Here is a 14,310-nt window from a genome sequence, read left to right as displayed (position 1 = left end):
TTATCCCTTGATTCCTGTTAATGTAATGCCCTCAACAAAATATTTGTTGCCGATCAAGAAAAATACTAGACAAGGAGCTGTAACGACGAGCGCCAGTGCCATGACCTGTTCATAGTTCGGAATGCGCATCCCGTTCACAATATACAAGCCCATAGGCAGCGTATAATCTGCTTCAGTCTTCAAATAAATCATGGTGTAGAAAAATTCATTCCAACAGTTGATAAAGCTGAACAACGCCACAACAATCATTGCGGGACGTATAAGCGGCAGCATGATGCGGGAGTAGATACGGAAGTAACCCGCACCGTCAATCTTGGCAGCTTCACTGAGTTCTAGTGGAATCGTCATGAAAAATTGCCGGAGCAAAAAGACAAAATACGCGTTGCCGCCTGCACAGAAAAAGGCCGGAATAATAAGAGCAGGTTTGCCAGCCAGTCCCAAAGAAGTGTAAAGAGAATATTGTGGCAGCAGGGTTACGGCACTAGGCAGCATCATCGTACTGATGACCAGCACGAACCACATCCCGCGCAGCGGAAAGTTCAGCTTAGCAAAGGCATACCCCGCAAAGCTTGTCGTCAGCACCGTCCCGATCACATAAGGAACTACAATCGAAACTGAATTCCAGAGCTGCCGCAGGAACTGAATACGTTCCAACCCAAGCCGAAAATTATCGACATTTAGTGACTCGGGGAAAAACACAGGCGGCCGCGCCAGTATTTCTGTATGGCTCACGAAGGCACCTCGCAGCAGCCAATAAAGCGGAAAAGCAAACACCACTGCGAGCAGACAGGAGAGCAGAATCAGCCCGGTATTGATGGCTTTAGCTCTTTTCTTTTTTTTCTGGATACTTGTATAATTCATAATTGCGGTAGCCGCCATTATCTCGCCTTCTTTCTTTTGCCCATCGAATCGTCCCTTTTAAATGCGCCCTGGAAGTAGAACAGCACACCAGTAATGGCCATAGTGATTAGGAAGACGACCCATGCCTCAGCAGACGCCAAACCGCGCATCCCTACCTGAACAAATGAATGGTCATAGATCATAACGTTGATAAAATAAGTCATCCGATCGGGTGCACCATTTCTGGACAACACCACACTTTGCGTATAAATCTGGATAGAGGTCATCATGCACATAATCAATTGGAAAAAGAGGACAGGCTTGATCGTCGGATAGGTTACTTTGAGGAACTTGTGCCAAGCATTTCCCCCGTCCATCTCGATAGCTTCCAGCAATTCTCCCGGAACATCCTGCAGCGTAGCGATGAACACAACAATCGTCCCACCACAGGTCCACAAGCTCATGATAAACAATGTCTCAAAAATACGGATGGGATCTGTCAGGAAATCAACAGGGGCTATTCCTATCTGCAATAAAATCCAGTTAAGCAATCCACCCTTGGCTTGGTTCTGTAGAAGCATCTGCCACACAATCGTTGTCGCCAGCATCGGAACTACAGACGGCAGAAAGAATATAGCCCGCATCAAGTTTCTGCCGATAAATTTACGGTTCAATAAGAGTGCAACAATCAGACAAAAGGTGATTACAAGCGCCACGTTAATGAAGGCATAAATCAAGGTTACCGTTATGGATTTCTTGAATTCGGAGCTGGTATTGGTGAATATGTACCGGAAATTATCCAGTCCAATCCACTCCATAACTTGGCTTCCGCTCATAATCGTTATTTTATGAAAGCTGTAAAACAAACTGGCCAACATCGGATAAAGCGTCAATACCAAAAATCCAATAATGGCCGGTGCTGCAAACAAATATCCAGCCACCGCCTCTTTGGTGACACCTCTGGCATGCTTTTTAACATAGACCGCAGCCGTTTCGGTTTTGCTCTCTGGGTTCATAAGCAATAGCCCTCTTTTCAAATATAAGCTCTAATTAGGAAACCTTGCCGCTCTCGAACAACTGCTTGATCGCTGGCATGATCGCGTCATAGACTTCTTTAACACTTTTCTTACCTGCCAACGCCTGATCAATAGATTTCTCATATTCAGTATTCATCTTGAGGTAGGCAGGAACGTAATATGCAGGCCATTGTGCGATAGAGTCTTTCGTTGTGGAATAACTAAGGATAGTTTCTTTTGCGCTTTCAGGAAGATCGGAGGTCCACTTTTCAACCAAGGTAGGATCGGTATACCAATCTGCCTGGTTCGGCAACCACGCACCACTCTTCAGCAGCTCCAGACTGTTCTCAGGGTTGACCATGTAAGCATAGAATTTCTTGGCTTCCTCAATGTGCTTCGATGTATTGTACACAACAAGCGGAGCACCACAGTTCATCGTTACTGCCTTTTCCATCTTAGGCAGAACGCCAACGCCGATATCTTCATTACCTTTGATATTAGCTAGATCCCAAGAGCCGCTGATTGCCATGGCATAACCACCACTCAAAGCGTCTACCGCAGAACCAATTCCGGAATTCCAAGTGTAATTGAAAGCGGATGCAACCTTGTCTTTGTTAACGAGATCAGCTAGCTTCTGGATGGCATCAACCGTTTTGGGAGAATCCCATTGAAACTCCTTTCCATCCGGGGAAACAATCCCGCCACCGTTGGCATAAGCTGCCCAGAAGTGGTGGAACTCCCGTCCCGCTGTCATACCAAGCCCGTAGTTCTCGGTCAGAGCAGCATCAAAGCCTTCATCTGCCGCTGTTTTTCCTTTAGTATCTGTCGTTAGCTTTTTCGCGTTTGTCACGAATGTATCCCAATCCCACGCATTTTCAACTTTGGAGGGTGGATATTCAAGACCTGCTGCATCAAATTTGGACTTGCTATAGTAAAGCAGCTCCAACTGGTTGGATAGGCCGACTCCAATCACTTTTTGCTCAGGTGAATGGATTGTAATCGCTGATAGTTTTTCAGGAATGCTTCCGTCCGCTAATAAATCGCTGATATCTTCGATAATTCCCATTTCATTGTACTTTTGGATATCGCCTTCACCCATATAACTGATATCTGGAAGTTCACCGGATTCGAGCCGGGTCTGAATAAATGTATCAAAGGAGCCATCTGCTGGAAGTACTTGTGCATTGATTTTCACTCCGGTGTCGGCTGTATATTTTTCTGCTGCCGCTTCTACCAGCTTTTTCTGTACATCATCACCCCAATACAATAATTCCAAGGTTACATCTTTATCAGGCGTAGTTTCTTTGTTGGCTGCTCCAGACCCTTCAGATGCCTTTGGAGCCGCGTTGTTGGAATCGCCCGAACAGCCTGCCAGTGCGGAAAAAACCATCATTGATGCTAAAGATAGAACTAGAGTACGTTTTCCAAACTTCATGTTTGTTGCCTCCCTTTTTTTCATATCTATTTATTTCAAGCCAAGCATTTAAAGCTTTAGCCTAAAATCATCATGGTTTGTCATTCTTAGCGATTACAGACAAGGGCTGAATATTCCTCCGCCTGCCAGTCTTACGCGAGACTCTAGTATCCCCTCAGTTGTGCGATATTCGAGCTTATCCTCAAGCAGCACATATCTTGACGGATATGCAGCGTAACTTGTTACGATCCAGCCCTCCGAGTCTTCTTCAATATAACCGTTAATACAGCGCATCTTTCCGCGTGGATCCCTGTACAAATATGTGGTTGTCCCGAAGCCCATTAGATAGGCCACTAGCTCCTCCCCCATATCCCAATCATCTCCTGTCACACCCGAGAACAGCGAAGCAAACAAGGAATCACTTGCCCCCACAAATACGGATTGCCCAAAACGGTTTCGCGACAATTCTGGCATGTTCAGGTTAGGAGCTGCCACACTATATGTAGAGGCTGCCTCTCCAGGCAACAAACGGCGTGGAGTAGAGCGTACATTCCAATCGTAACAATTGAATACTGCCATCGTAGAACGGTAAGCGGCTTCCAAATATTCAGGGTCTCCAAGGAATTCATAGGCAACCCGGGATGCTCCTGCTACCAATCCACCCCAAAGGGAATGAATCATATACGACAAAGCTTCCCACCAGCGATCCGGATTCTGCACTCTGTAATCATTGCTGAATCCGATATTTGCCAGAATTAGTTGCCCATAACGCTGAGCCTCCTCTTTATTTCCAAGGTGACACAATGTTTCACAGGTAGGACCAAATCCTGCATTATCGTAAAAATGCTCCGTTATAGCTCCCTCATACTGCTGTATCCCTGTCTCCAGATTTCTGCCAAATTGCTCCCATAAGGTAAGTAGACGTTTATACTCTTCCGAAAGACCGCTCTGCTTCAGTGCCTCTAATAAATCAAGAATATAGAGCACAAATATACCATTTAGACGGCTCTCATCCTGCTCACGCTGCCCACTATGCCGATCAGGGTCTAGGCGAAGGCACATGATTTCGGCAGCCCATTGTAGATATTCTCTAGGAGAATGAATTTTAAGTAATGAACCATCCATTCGTGACAATAGATAAAAGACATGCCCAATATAATCCAGATCATAAATGCGGTAGAATTCTCCATACAAGGGACGCGGATGATTGAAATCTCCGCCTTCAAACCAATGCTCCTTCACATCCAATACTGCGGCAATCTCGGCCTTAGCTACTTGTTCGGGGACAGCCTTGGCCATGCTATTCTTCATCAGAAGAAAAGCAACCTTACCCAGCGATTCTCCCTGATTCGATAGCGGACGGAAGGCATATGGCCTCTCGGCCTCACCTGTCCCTCCAAAGTTGTTATTTACCAACCACTCGGCTCTCTTTTCCAGAATCAGGTCAATCGACTCCAGTACATTCCAGACCAGGATATCGGTCCGTCCATCTTCTAGCCCCAGCTCCAGCTTATGTTCTCCCGGCTCCAAACGCTGTAAAGATATAGTGTAGCTGCTGCCTGACTCCAACCGTACAGCTTCGTTCGTAATATTCTCCTGGCGGATCAGCTCCGTTACCGGTGAAGTGCTATACAAACGCAGCTCACGTAGAGCCTGGCCCTGCGGCAGATCAACAACAGCTTCGAACCTTCCTCCCCGGGTTAATACAGGCGTATAGCTCCAGCGTGGATGTCCATAGGCCATACCCTGCCTATAGAAATCATCTCGATTCTGACAGGGATGGAATATGTATTCCCAGCTGGAGGTCTCTCCAGCGTCAAGATCCAGCGGACTGTAAGCGCCACCATATATCCAGTCGGCAGCTGCAGATTCGGTCATAGATGATCCGTCCTCCACCAACGATAGCCGATGATACAGCAGACCATCCAAAGAAGGGGAAACCTGCTCAAGAAAACGATTCTTATAACTACAATAAGTACCTACGGTTACTGTTCTGCCCTGAACACCATAAACACCCAGATGTGGTGCTTCGTTGTTCCGTCGAATGGCAGCAATTTTAGCGAAATCTCCACCAAGATGGGGGAATACTGCACAGGACTGACTCATATTGCGCTGCACATTTTCATCTCGGTACATGACATAAGCGAGCGAAAACCACACATGAAGTCCATTAATTCTTACAGACTGTGTTGAGCGGTTCGTAGCTTCAATAGTCCATCTTAGTCGCTCATCTTCCAAAGAATATGTAAGTCTGATTGCAATCGGCGCGCCTTCAAAATCCACAATTACACGGTGTTTTCCTTCTAGCGTGATATTGGGCAACAGATCAGTGCTTTTTATGATATTCCCGTCTAGCTCTATTGTCCATTCTCCGAATAGCTTATCTGTATCCGCATAACCTGCCTCTTCCAAATAAGACGGATCAACTACCCAGTTCATTTCACTAGGGTCGCCCTGTAATATCAGAGACTGAAGCGCTCCGCGGTCGCTTAACTCCATCCTGAAATTTTCGTTGCCTAGAATCGTCATTGCCTAGCACCTCTTCAATATTTTAAGTTAAACGTTTAGATTTATGAGGAAAAAGGAGCTGTGAAACTTATTTTTGTCTCACAGCATTTTTTAACGTAGCCACGGAATCACGTTCGATCAACCGGCACTCCGGCATGGTCAGTGAATCCATCTTCGTCCCCTTGATTAAATTGAACAACACCTCAATAGCTTGATAGCCCATCTCATGTAGCGGAAGTCCCATTGTTGTTATACGCGGGCGTAAGTAATCACTGAATTCACGATTATCAAAACCGACAACCGACAGATCATCCGGTATTTTAAACCCTTTTTCCTCTGCCGCCTGCAAAATACCTACAACCATTACATCATTCATGGAAAGAATCGCGGTTGGAGGCTCCGGCAAAGCGAGCAACTCGGAGGTAAGACGATACCCTGATTCCCTCTCCCAGTCTCCCATCTTAATTAACAGTGGATCGAATGGTAATTGATATTCAGTAACGGCCTTGTAATAACCGTTCAGTCTTAATCTGGAAGGGATTGAATCCATCAAACCACTGATTACAGCAATTCTGCTATGTCCTTGGTTAACCAAGTAGGACATGGCTTGGTAAGCAGCTTGCTCATCATTATACTGGATAGAGATATCGTCCTGTGTGTAAGAGTAGGTATACACAATAGGCTTACCTTCCGTATCGATTAAACCCGTTAAATCACGGGGATGAACACCGATATAAATAATCCCATCCACTTGATTACTGAGCAGTTCGGCAACCGCATTAGCGGCATACTTTCGATAGTCTTCCGTATTCGAGAAGTTACGGCCGATACGCTTGTCCAAACGAAGATTCACCAGTAAAATATGCAAATCATTACGATCTCCAAAATCATTAATTCCATCGATAATATCGGGGGTGTTAAATACCGTCACATCTTCTGCAATAACACCTATTGTATTCGTACGGTTGAGTTTGAGACTCTTCGCAATAGCATTCGGCTTATAATTCAACTCCTCAATGGCTGCAACAACTCGTTCCCTTGTATCGGAACGTACATTGCGGGTACCATTAAGCACATAGGAGACTGTAGCAATCGAAACATTAGCCTTTGCGGCTATGTCTTTAATGCTGGTTTTCCTCATTACACCTTCTCCTATCTTATTATGGAACTCTTTCAATCACGTTGTTAAACGTTTAGATTATTTTTACAGTTAAAATATACCACGCGTATTTATTGCTTTGCAACCCCTTTTTTGCTATTCTCAAAAAATCCTCCTGTTCGTCCCCCGTTTCGTTTAGAATTGATTTATCTGTTGTTCATTGGATAAAAATAAGATATAGGAGCTTGAGCTTGCTATGACACCATTTACTGAGAGAGTTATTCATATCATACAGTCTATACCAGAAGGTAAAGTGATGACTTACGGAGGAGTTGCCCGCGCGGCAGGCAGCCCAAGAGGAGCGAGGCAGGTCGTTCGCATCCTTCACTCCATGAGCAAAAAATATAAGCTGCCCTGGCATCGGGTCATTAATGCTAAGGGAATGATCGCACTAACTGAGGATGAGTCTAACTCCCTCCAGAGGCTCTATCTACAGGGAGAGGGAGTTAGTTTTAATGAAAAAGGTGTGGTAGATCTGAAGCAATTCCAGTTTGAGCCGGAGTGTGCCGATTAGTACCCTCTGGTAACTCTTCGTCTTTCTCCGGTGCCAAGAGCATTGAGTAGACAATACATCGTCGCGTAAATGACCAGCAGGACAAAGGCAATGAACAAGCTGAAAAATACGGACTGGAGATTCAGGCTATCCAGAACAAGTTGATACAACTGATGCCTGTCCGTCAGGACGTCCCAGCTATTGAGTCTGTAGACTCGGCCAAGCAGTACACCATATCCCCCGAGCATACATGCCGCAAGCACGAATACCCATGACCACAGCAGGTTGCTTTTGCGATAAATGACCGTCTGGAACTGATACAATGAGAAAAAACCGGTCAACCATCCACTCCAGGTGAACAATAAAAGAGTGACCAAGTCATACCAGTAGCGATTCTGAATGGCCCCCTCCACGATATATCTACTTTTTCTTACCGTTAAATGCACCAGGTCAGTCATGAGATAAGGCGCGTTGGGAAAGAACAGCAGCCACGCGACACCCAAAGGAAGAAGTAATAAACCGCCTATCTTCCTTTTGTCTAGCTCATAAGCAGCCATGGAAAATAAAAACGGAATCCAAGCTAAGAACAAATTCCAAATTAAAAAACCGTAAAACGAATCCGTCTGAAGTGACACTACACGATATACCGCCAATGTAGCGACAGACAATCCCGCCAAGAGCATAAACACCTTCGGATAATTCAATTCCTTCATGAGCTTATATTCTCCTTATCGATATTGATTACATTAAACTTATACCCAATTGTACAAATTCAGAATTCCGAAGTCCAATTTTAATACAAAAGCCCAGACGCAAGAATAGCGCCCAGGCCGACTTTATTTATTAAGCTCAAGTACCGCTGATTAGTTCAGAGGCAATGCTGGCTTCTTGCGTCCTGTCAGACCTCGTAGTCCACCTGCATCCTCCTGACAGGATAATGCCGTACACTCCCTAAACGCCGCATGACTGCATCCGATACATTTATTGTGATTAATACTGCTAAGAGCTTCATTGATCGCTTCACCGGTATGGTGATAAAACTGTGCCTCTCCTATTTTGTCATATAGCCCGGTTCTCTTAAGTAGCTCAAGCGGCTGCGGCTGAACACCGGAGATCATCAGTTTCCCTCCAACAGCATGGAGATGCCGCACCAGCTCCGCCAGATTGGATTCACCCGTAGTATCCATGAATGGCACTTTTCCCATCCGCATTAATATAATTTTCGGCTGATCTGAGCCATAACCCGGCATGGTGTCATCAAATCTATACGCAGCGCCAAAAAACAGCGGTCCTTCCACGGTATAAATCCCAATCTGCGGACAATCATGACTCTCCGTTACCATATGTGCTCCTACCTTGACGGAATTAGGATCAGGCAATACTTTGGATACCAGATGAACCTCTCCCATCCGTTTCACAAACAAAATCACCGCAAGAATCAATCCCACCTCTACGGCCAGCGTTAAATCTGCAAATATCGTCAACAAGAAAGTGATGAATAATACCAAAGAATCACCTGTTTTGATTTTAAGCAAATGAAGAAATTGTTTACGCTCACTCATATTCCAAGCCACTACCATCAAGATAGGAGCCATCGCTGCCAACGGAATACTAGAAGCATAGGGTGCAAACAACAGAAGAATTAGGAATACCACTACCCCATGAACGATCCCTGAGATCGGAGAAACTGCGCCGCTTTTGATATTTGTGGCGGTTCTGGCAATGGCACCCGTGGCTGGAATTCCTCCAAACAATGGAGCTGCAATATTGGCGATTCCCTGACCAATCAGTTCACGGTTGCTGTTATGGCGGCTGCCCGTCATCCCATCAGCTACGACAGCTGACAATAAGGATTCAATAGCACCCAACATCGCGATGATAAAGGCCGGACGAATCAGCAGTGTAATCCGCTCCCAGGTAATGGTCGGAAAACGGAAGCTTGGCAATGTATTAGGGATATTCCCATAGGCCAAACCAATCGTAGTCACCTTACCGCTAAAAAATAACGCTGCTATGACAGTTGCACAAAGAAGACCGACCAATGAACCCGGCACCTTCGGAGCGAAGCGAATCGCTAGGATAACAACAGCCAGACAAATCGCGGCGGTCAGGATACTATATCCATTGATCGTCGATAGATGAAGTCCAATTTCTTTCATGTTATCTACAAAGCTCTCGTGCCGTTCAATATCCCTTAACCCAAGGAAGTTAGCAATCTGTCCGGTGAAGATAATAACCGCTATGCCTGCTGTGAAACCAATCGTGACCGGCTTCGGAATAAATTTAATCAGTACACCCAGCCTTAACAATCCCATGAGGACTAAAATAACCCCCGCCATCATCCCCGCTAACAGCAGGTTCTCATAACCATACTGCATCCCAATAGCGAACAAGATAGGAATAAATGCACCTGTCGGTCCACCAATCTGAAATTTCGATCCCCCGAACAATGAAATACATATGCCCGCAACGATTGTCGTATAAATGCCATATTCCGGCTTTACACCAGAAGCAATAGCAAATGCCATCCCTAAAGGAATGGCAATAACCCCGACGATTGTCCCTGATATCAAATCCTTGCGAAAAGCGTTCATGTTGTAGCCTTTATAACGACCCCGCCCTGTCATGTTCAAACCTTCTTTTCTTTAAATATCTGATTATTTGAATATAAGAAGAACATTACTCTAGGACGCGACTGTTGTCAACGCCAAAATAACGTTAATCTATTCCATTTTCACTCGCCGCGCATGCCTTCCAGTAATGAAATGGTATTCACGAGATGGTTATCAAATATTTGTTTGGCCACGACCAGAAGGTCCTTGATCAGAGGATCACGTAAGGCATAAATGACTGTGGTGCCTTCTTTCACACTGGTTACTACATTTTTGGCGCGTAAAACAGCTAGCTGCTGGGATACAGCAGAACCTTCCGAGCCGAGAATAGCCTGCAGTTCATTCACATTCTTCTCACCTTCGCTAAGCAGCTCCAGAATACGAATACGCATCGGATGAGCCAGCGCCTTGAAGAATTCGGTCTTAAATTGCTGAATTTCGGTGTTCATAGCTTTCTACTCCTCATGCTTAACTTTCTGAATCTAATGTTATCTTTGTATGTTATCTTAGTCCCTAAGAAGCGTCAAATACTGAAGGGATAGATTCGCACATCACGGACCTGCAATTCTACGAACACACCCAGTGCCATAGGTTCACCGAGACACTCGAACATCACTAACCCTTCACCTATTCGTAAAAATCCTGTGCCATCTTCTTCAATATTCTCCAATACGCCCGTAAAAATAACCCTATCCTGTTCGAGCCTGATGTTGAACTCACCTGCAGGCACAGGATGGATATCCACCCACCTCATAAGCAGCTCCGAAAGCTCCAATTCCACATCCATTTCTGCCCCTGGATTCACAGGAGCACCACACCAGACTCCCCGGCCCTCCCCAAATTCTGTGAGAAAAAATACCTCGTCCTTTTTCAAACCACTTTTTGTAATTTTGATTTGCATAGCCCATACTCCACCCTAATGATTTATAACGATCATTATATCATGAGAATTAGCCCAATTTATCAAGTATAATTCTGGGTTGCCTTATTCAGATAAGTACTAGGGTGTAACCAAGGATGCTTAAAGAACTCACTTTTACTGGTAATCTTCCGCGAGACACTCAGGTCATAATCGATCATAGACTTTATCTGCTCTGCAAAGGCCTCCCCTTTTACCAGCATTCCCAGCTCAAAATCGTGGCAGGCACTTCTTTCGTTGATATTATATGAACCATGAAAAACGGCTTGTGATCTATGATCATAGGTAATTTTCCAATGGGAAAATCGACCGGTGGCACTGTAGTCATAGAAGGAAACACCGTTAATAAACGGCATATACATATTGCCTCTTACCGCCGCGCGATTTGTAGGATGATCATTAACCTCCAGCGGGTTACAAATGTTCAAATTACACGAGCATTCCGGACCAAGCAGCCCGAGCCGATCCCAAAAATCCTGATCAATCAAATAAGGATTCACGATGATAGTCTCTTCAGCCGCGTAAGTAATTAGATCCAGATAATATTGTTGAATCAGGTTAACCGGGTTACCTGGAAAGCTTGCTAACAGCGTACATTCTTCCTCACCAAAATGATAATCCACATCCGGATAATAAAAGACATCATTCACATCAAAATGATCTCCGCCTAGAAGCAGCCAGCGAGAATAGAACATCGCATTCAAAGGCTGCGCTGCTGCGCCGCGAATCCGGAAGCAGCCATCATGCCACTCAGCCTCTTTACTAGGAATCCCCTGTGGATGTCCATCTATACTCATTGCAGAGGATGCCTGCACTGGGGTCTCATACGTATATTGGTCACCAATATTTACACTGCCTATAATCGAGGTTACCCCATCTATGACCATAAACTTCCGATGATCGATGACATTCAGTCCTGTGACCTCAACATCCTCTTGCACTTTATCCTGCAGAAACAGGATACTTTCCGGCACTCCCTCTTGCTCCAGCGCCTTTCGTTTCACCCGCCATTCCATAGCTGAATAATACGAATTGAAGGTATTCAACAGCTTGGCGCCTGCATTCTCGAGCTGATCAGCAATCTTGGAGAACTGGCCGTACTCCAGATTATTTCCGTACCCCAATGCCGTCAATGTGTAATTGACCATAACCCTTACCTTAACGCCACGCTTAAGAGCATAAAACAGTTCATCTGCAACCAGATTGCCCGAGCGATCATTAAAAAAAAGCATGACAGACAGGTGGATATAATGCTGCGCTTTTCTGATCTCCTCTAATATCATTCCTAGACACTCCGGACCATTCACGTAAGGTGTTACTTGATTATTCCACGTAGTCTGCGGAGCCAGAACCTTTAGCTTGCCTGAGTCTAGTCTGCCCAATACTTCAGTAAGTTGTTCCAGTAAGCTTGGACTAAATCCAGGAAGCTGGAATAGCTGCTGACTTGTCGTAATGACTCCGCCAAGCGTCTGACGATAGGCTCTGGCAGCCTCTAGGTCTATCCCCTCAAGCTTACGCTCCACCTCTTCTCCTGCTACACCCATAATACGGGCAAGCGATCCGCCGGATAGATAATAATTCAAGAAATCAATCATATTTCTCTGTGTCTTCATATGTAAAGTCCCCCATCGTTTATATTGCATGCCTTTGAATCAAGGTAAGGATAGATACCCTAGATCTCCTTTTTATAAACGGGGTGAAATGCAAAATAGGGATGCCCCACAGCCTTTATGGCTATGGATCATCCCTGTTTAGGTTTAAATAGAATTCGCTAAGAATGGAGACAGCTTATTTTACCTGTTCTGCGCTAAATACTTTAACATCTAGAGGAGCAGCCAAGAATTCGCCAGCTTTAGCTGAGAAAGCAGTGAAATGAGCGCTCGTATTGTGGCTGGATACTGCTTCAGCATCACGCCATTGCTCAATCATAATAAATGAGTTGGCTTCTCCAGCATTCTCATATAGCTCATAAGAAAGGTTACCCTCTTCAGCATGAGTAGCAGCCAGTAATGCTTTAGACTCCGTCAAAAACTGTTCGCGACGCTCTGGATTAACTTTAAGTACAGCATGAATAATGATCATTGTATATTCCTCCTAAGATTAGTGTTTATGGTAGCGTGTTGGCTTACTAACTTTAATAATTATTTCCACTCAGCAACTTTATCGATAGGCAGACGAACAGAGGGGTAACCTGCATCAACAGCTTTACCAATGGAGAGCAGCATTACAGGAACATAACGATCTTTTTCCATACCAAACGCTTCAGCGATTTGGTCTTTTTCAAATCCACCAATTGGGTTTGTATCGTAACCATGTGCACGAGCAACCAGCATCAGCTGCATAGCAACAAGTGCGCCATCGATAAGCACGGTGTCTCTGTTAATTTCCCGTGGCAGGTTAGCGAAATGAGCGGATAATCTGGTTAATTGATTTTCTTTTACTTCAGCAGGCATAAGTCCACGTTCAACAGCCGTACCGTAAATTTCTTCAGCGTAATCGAAGTTGTTCAGATCACCAAAGATGGCAATCATAGCCGCAGAAGTCTCTACTTGTACGTTATTAAAACGAGCGAGAGGCGCTAAAGTAGCTTTAGCTTCGTCACTTTCAATGACCAGAAAACGCCAAGGCTGCATGTTCACTGAAGATGGAGCAAGTGTAGCTTCGGCAAGGATCTGTGTCATTTCTTCTTTGCTGATTTTAACGGATGGATCATATTTGCGGATAGAGCGGCGTCCTGTAATAATTTCTTGAAAATCATTTGTTTGTGTAGCGTTCATATGTTTAATTCTCCTTTTAGTGTGTTTTGTAAGTTACAACAGAATGATATTAGATTGCAGACGATTGAGCATATCAATGAGCACTGCTCGCTCCTGATCGTTAAAACCTGTTAGCAGAGTAGCGATAAACCGCCTTTTCTCTTCGCTATATTTAACCATTCTTTCCCGACCTTGATCGGTTAATGAGACCAATGTGACCCTGTTATCGGCTGGGTTATTGCGGCGAGCGATCATGCCACTCTCTTCCAATCCCTTCAGATGACGTGTGACGGCTGCCGCATCAATATCCATTTCCTTTTGCAGACTGATTTGGCTGACTTCATCTACCCGAAACAGTTCATGCAGGAGGCGAAGCCGTGTGGGACTGATCCCTGCACAACGTTCGAATTTTGGAGAGATTCCTTTGTTTAAGGCCTGCAGCAGTTCAAATATATGTTCTTCCTCAGGACAGTACTCCGTCAAAATATACCTCCTTTCTATATTTAATTGCATGCAATTGTTTTGTGTAAAATTATACTAACGCATAATCATTGACCCGTCAACTAATATATCAAATCATTTTTAAAAAATCA

General features: G+C 44.8%; 14 protein-coding genes. 1 reads left to right on the top strand and 13 read right to left on the bottom strand.

Annotation, left to right across the window (positions count from 1 at the left end; translation table 11 throughout):
- The 5 genes from NYE58_RS03305 to NYE58_RS03285 all read right to left on the bottom strand — a co-directional run bounded on the left by NYE58_RS03305 (position 1) and on the right by NYE58_RS03285 (position 6,919).
- Entirely contained in the window at positions 1-879 is an 879-nt protein-coding gene (locus tag NYE58_RS03305) for a carbohydrate ABC transporter permease (RefSeq protein ID WP_081383335.1), read from the bottom strand.
- Positions 879-1,877, bottom strand: coding sequence for a carbohydrate ABC transporter permease (locus tag NYE58_RS03300; RefSeq protein ID WP_341001055.1), 999 nt, complete (start codon positions 1,875-1,877; stop codon positions 879-881). The genes NYE58_RS03305 and NYE58_RS03300 overlap by 1 nt, the downstream gene beginning before the upstream one ends.
- Before the next feature lie 13 nt (positions 1,878-1,890).
- Positions 1,891-3,291: an extracellular solute-binding protein gene (locus tag NYE58_RS03295; protein ID WP_076124434.1), complete on the bottom strand. Its 1,401-nt coding sequence runs from the start codon at positions 3,289-3,291 to the stop codon at positions 1,891-1,893.
- Between the two features lie 93 nt (positions 3,292-3,384).
- Positions 3,385-5,799 carry a hypothetical protein gene (locus tag NYE58_RS03290; RefSeq protein ID WP_076276049.1) on the bottom strand — a complete coding sequence of 805 codons (2,415 nt, stop codon included), beginning with the start codon at positions 5,797-5,799 and terminating at the stop codon, positions 3,385-3,387.
- A gap of 67 nt (positions 5,800-5,866) precedes the next feature.
- Entirely contained in the window at positions 5,867-6,919 is a 1,053-nt protein-coding gene (locus NYE58_RS03285; RefSeq protein ID WP_076193723.1) for a LacI family DNA-binding transcriptional regulator, read from the bottom strand.
- A 214-nt stretch (positions 6,920-7,133) separates the two neighbouring features.
- Between NYE58_RS03285 and NYE58_RS03280 the strand changes: the two genes are divergently transcribed.
- Positions 7,134-7,451, top strand: a complete 318-nt coding sequence (locus NYE58_RS03280) for an MGMT family protein (protein ID WP_076124439.1) — start codon at positions 7,134-7,136, stop codon at positions 7,449-7,451.
- Here NYE58_RS03280 and NYE58_RS03275 read toward each other — a convergent pair.
- The 8 genes from NYE58_RS03275 to NYE58_RS03240 all read right to left on the bottom strand — a co-directional run bounded on the left by NYE58_RS03275 (position 7,448) and on the right by NYE58_RS03240 (position 14,200).
- A complete protein-coding gene (locus tag NYE58_RS03275) occupies positions 7,448-8,143 on the bottom strand; it encodes a DUF1361 domain-containing protein (protein ID WP_038568569.1) in 696 nt (231 codons plus the stop codon). The genes NYE58_RS03280 and NYE58_RS03275 overlap by 4 nt on opposite strands.
- Positions 8,144-8,293: 150 nt before the next feature.
- Positions 8,294-10,057, bottom strand: coding sequence for a SulP family inorganic anion transporter (locus tag NYE58_RS03270; RefSeq protein WP_076185164.1), 1,764 nt, complete (start codon positions 10,055-10,057; stop codon positions 8,294-8,296).
- A 107-nt stretch (positions 10,058-10,164) separates the two neighbouring features.
- Entirely contained in the window at positions 10,165-10,491 is a 327-nt protein-coding gene (locus NYE58_RS03265) for an ArsR/SmtB family transcription factor (RefSeq protein ID WP_036676741.1), read from the bottom strand.
- A 74-nt stretch (positions 10,492-10,565) separates the two neighbouring features.
- Positions 10,566-10,943, bottom strand: coding sequence for a hypothetical protein (locus NYE58_RS03260; protein ID WP_341001052.1), 378 nt, complete (start codon positions 10,941-10,943; stop codon positions 10,566-10,568).
- A gap of 62 nt (positions 10,944-11,005) precedes the next feature.
- Positions 11,006-12,574, bottom strand: a complete 1,569-nt coding sequence (locus NYE58_RS03255; RefSeq protein ID WP_341001050.1) for a phospholipase D-like domain-containing protein — start codon at positions 12,572-12,574, stop codon at positions 11,006-11,008.
- Positions 12,575-12,749: 175 nt separating this feature from the next.
- Positions 12,750-13,043 carry a putative quinol monooxygenase gene (locus NYE58_RS03250; protein ID WP_036676736.1) on the bottom strand — a complete coding sequence of 98 codons (294 nt, stop codon included), beginning with the start codon at positions 13,041-13,043 and terminating at the stop codon, positions 12,750-12,752.
- 59 nt (positions 13,044-13,102) lie between these two features.
- A complete protein-coding gene (locus NYE58_RS03245; protein WP_076223389.1) occupies positions 13,103-13,738 on the bottom strand; it encodes a nitroreductase family protein in 636 nt (211 codons plus the stop codon).
- A 33-nt stretch (positions 13,739-13,771) separates the two neighbouring features.
- The gene (locus tag NYE58_RS03240; protein WP_076304354.1) at positions 13,772-14,200 is read right to left on the bottom strand and encodes a MarR family winged helix-turn-helix transcriptional regulator; all 429 of its coding nucleotides are present in this window, start codon (positions 14,198-14,200) and stop codon (positions 13,772-13,774) included.
- Between the last annotated feature and the right edge of the window lie 110 nt (positions 14,201-14,310).

It is taken from the genome of Paenibacillus sp. FSL L8-0708, from assembly GCF_038009325.1.
Lineage (GTDB): Bacteria > Bacillota > Bacilli > Paenibacillales > Paenibacillaceae > Paenibacillus_AQ > Paenibacillus_AQ odorifer.
Note: the sequence above shows the minus strand (reverse complement) of the source record. Positions and strands in the feature narration are given on the sequence as shown.

What these genes read in the sequence shown, in the direction of transcription:
- NYE58_RS03295 (WP_076124434.1), bottom strand. Translation starts at nt 3,291, where the DNA reads ATGAAGTTTGGAAAACGTACTCTAGTTCTATCTTTAGCATCAATGATG.
- NYE58_RS03265 (WP_036676741.1), bottom strand. Translation starts at nt 10,491, where the DNA reads ATGAACACCGAAATTCAGCAATTTAAGACCGAATTCTTCAAGGCGCTG.
- NYE58_RS03245 (WP_076223389.1), bottom strand. Translation starts at nt 13,738, where the DNA reads ATGAACGCTACACAAACAAATGATTTTCAAGAAATTATTACAGGACGC.
- NYE58_RS03305 (WP_081383335.1), bottom strand. Translation starts at nt 879, where the DNA reads ATGGCGGCTACCGCAATTATGAATTATACAAGTATCCAGAAAAAAAAG.
- NYE58_RS03280 (WP_076124439.1), top strand. Translation starts at nt 7,134, where the DNA reads ATGACACCATTTACTGAGAGAGTTATTCATATCATACAGTCTATACCA.
- NYE58_RS03250 (WP_036676736.1), bottom strand. Translation starts at nt 13,043, where the DNA reads ATGATCATTATTCATGCTGTACTTAAAGTTAATCCAGAGCGTCGCGAA.
- NYE58_RS03255 (WP_341001050.1), bottom strand. Translation starts at nt 12,574, where the DNA reads ATGAAGACACAGAGAAATATGATTGATTTCTTGAATTATTATCTATCC.
- NYE58_RS03270 (WP_076185164.1), bottom strand. Translation starts at nt 10,057, where the DNA reads ATGACAGGGCGGGGTCGTTATAAAGGCTACAACATGAACGCTTTTCGC.
- NYE58_RS03285 (WP_076193723.1), bottom strand. Translation starts at nt 6,919, where the DNA reads ATGAGGAAAACCAGCATTAAAGACATAGCCGCAAAGGCTAATGTTTCG.
- NYE58_RS03290 (WP_076276049.1), bottom strand. Translation starts at nt 5,799, where the DNA reads ATGACGATTCTAGGCAACGAAAATTTCAGGATGGAGTTAAGCGACCGC.
- NYE58_RS03275 (WP_038568569.1), bottom strand. Translation starts at nt 8,143, where the DNA reads ATGAAGGAATTGAATTATCCGAAGGTGTTTATGCTCTTGGCGGGATTG.
- NYE58_RS03260 (WP_341001052.1), bottom strand. Translation starts at nt 10,943, where the DNA reads ATGCAAATCAAAATTACAAAAAGTGGTTTGAAAAAGGACGAGGTATTT.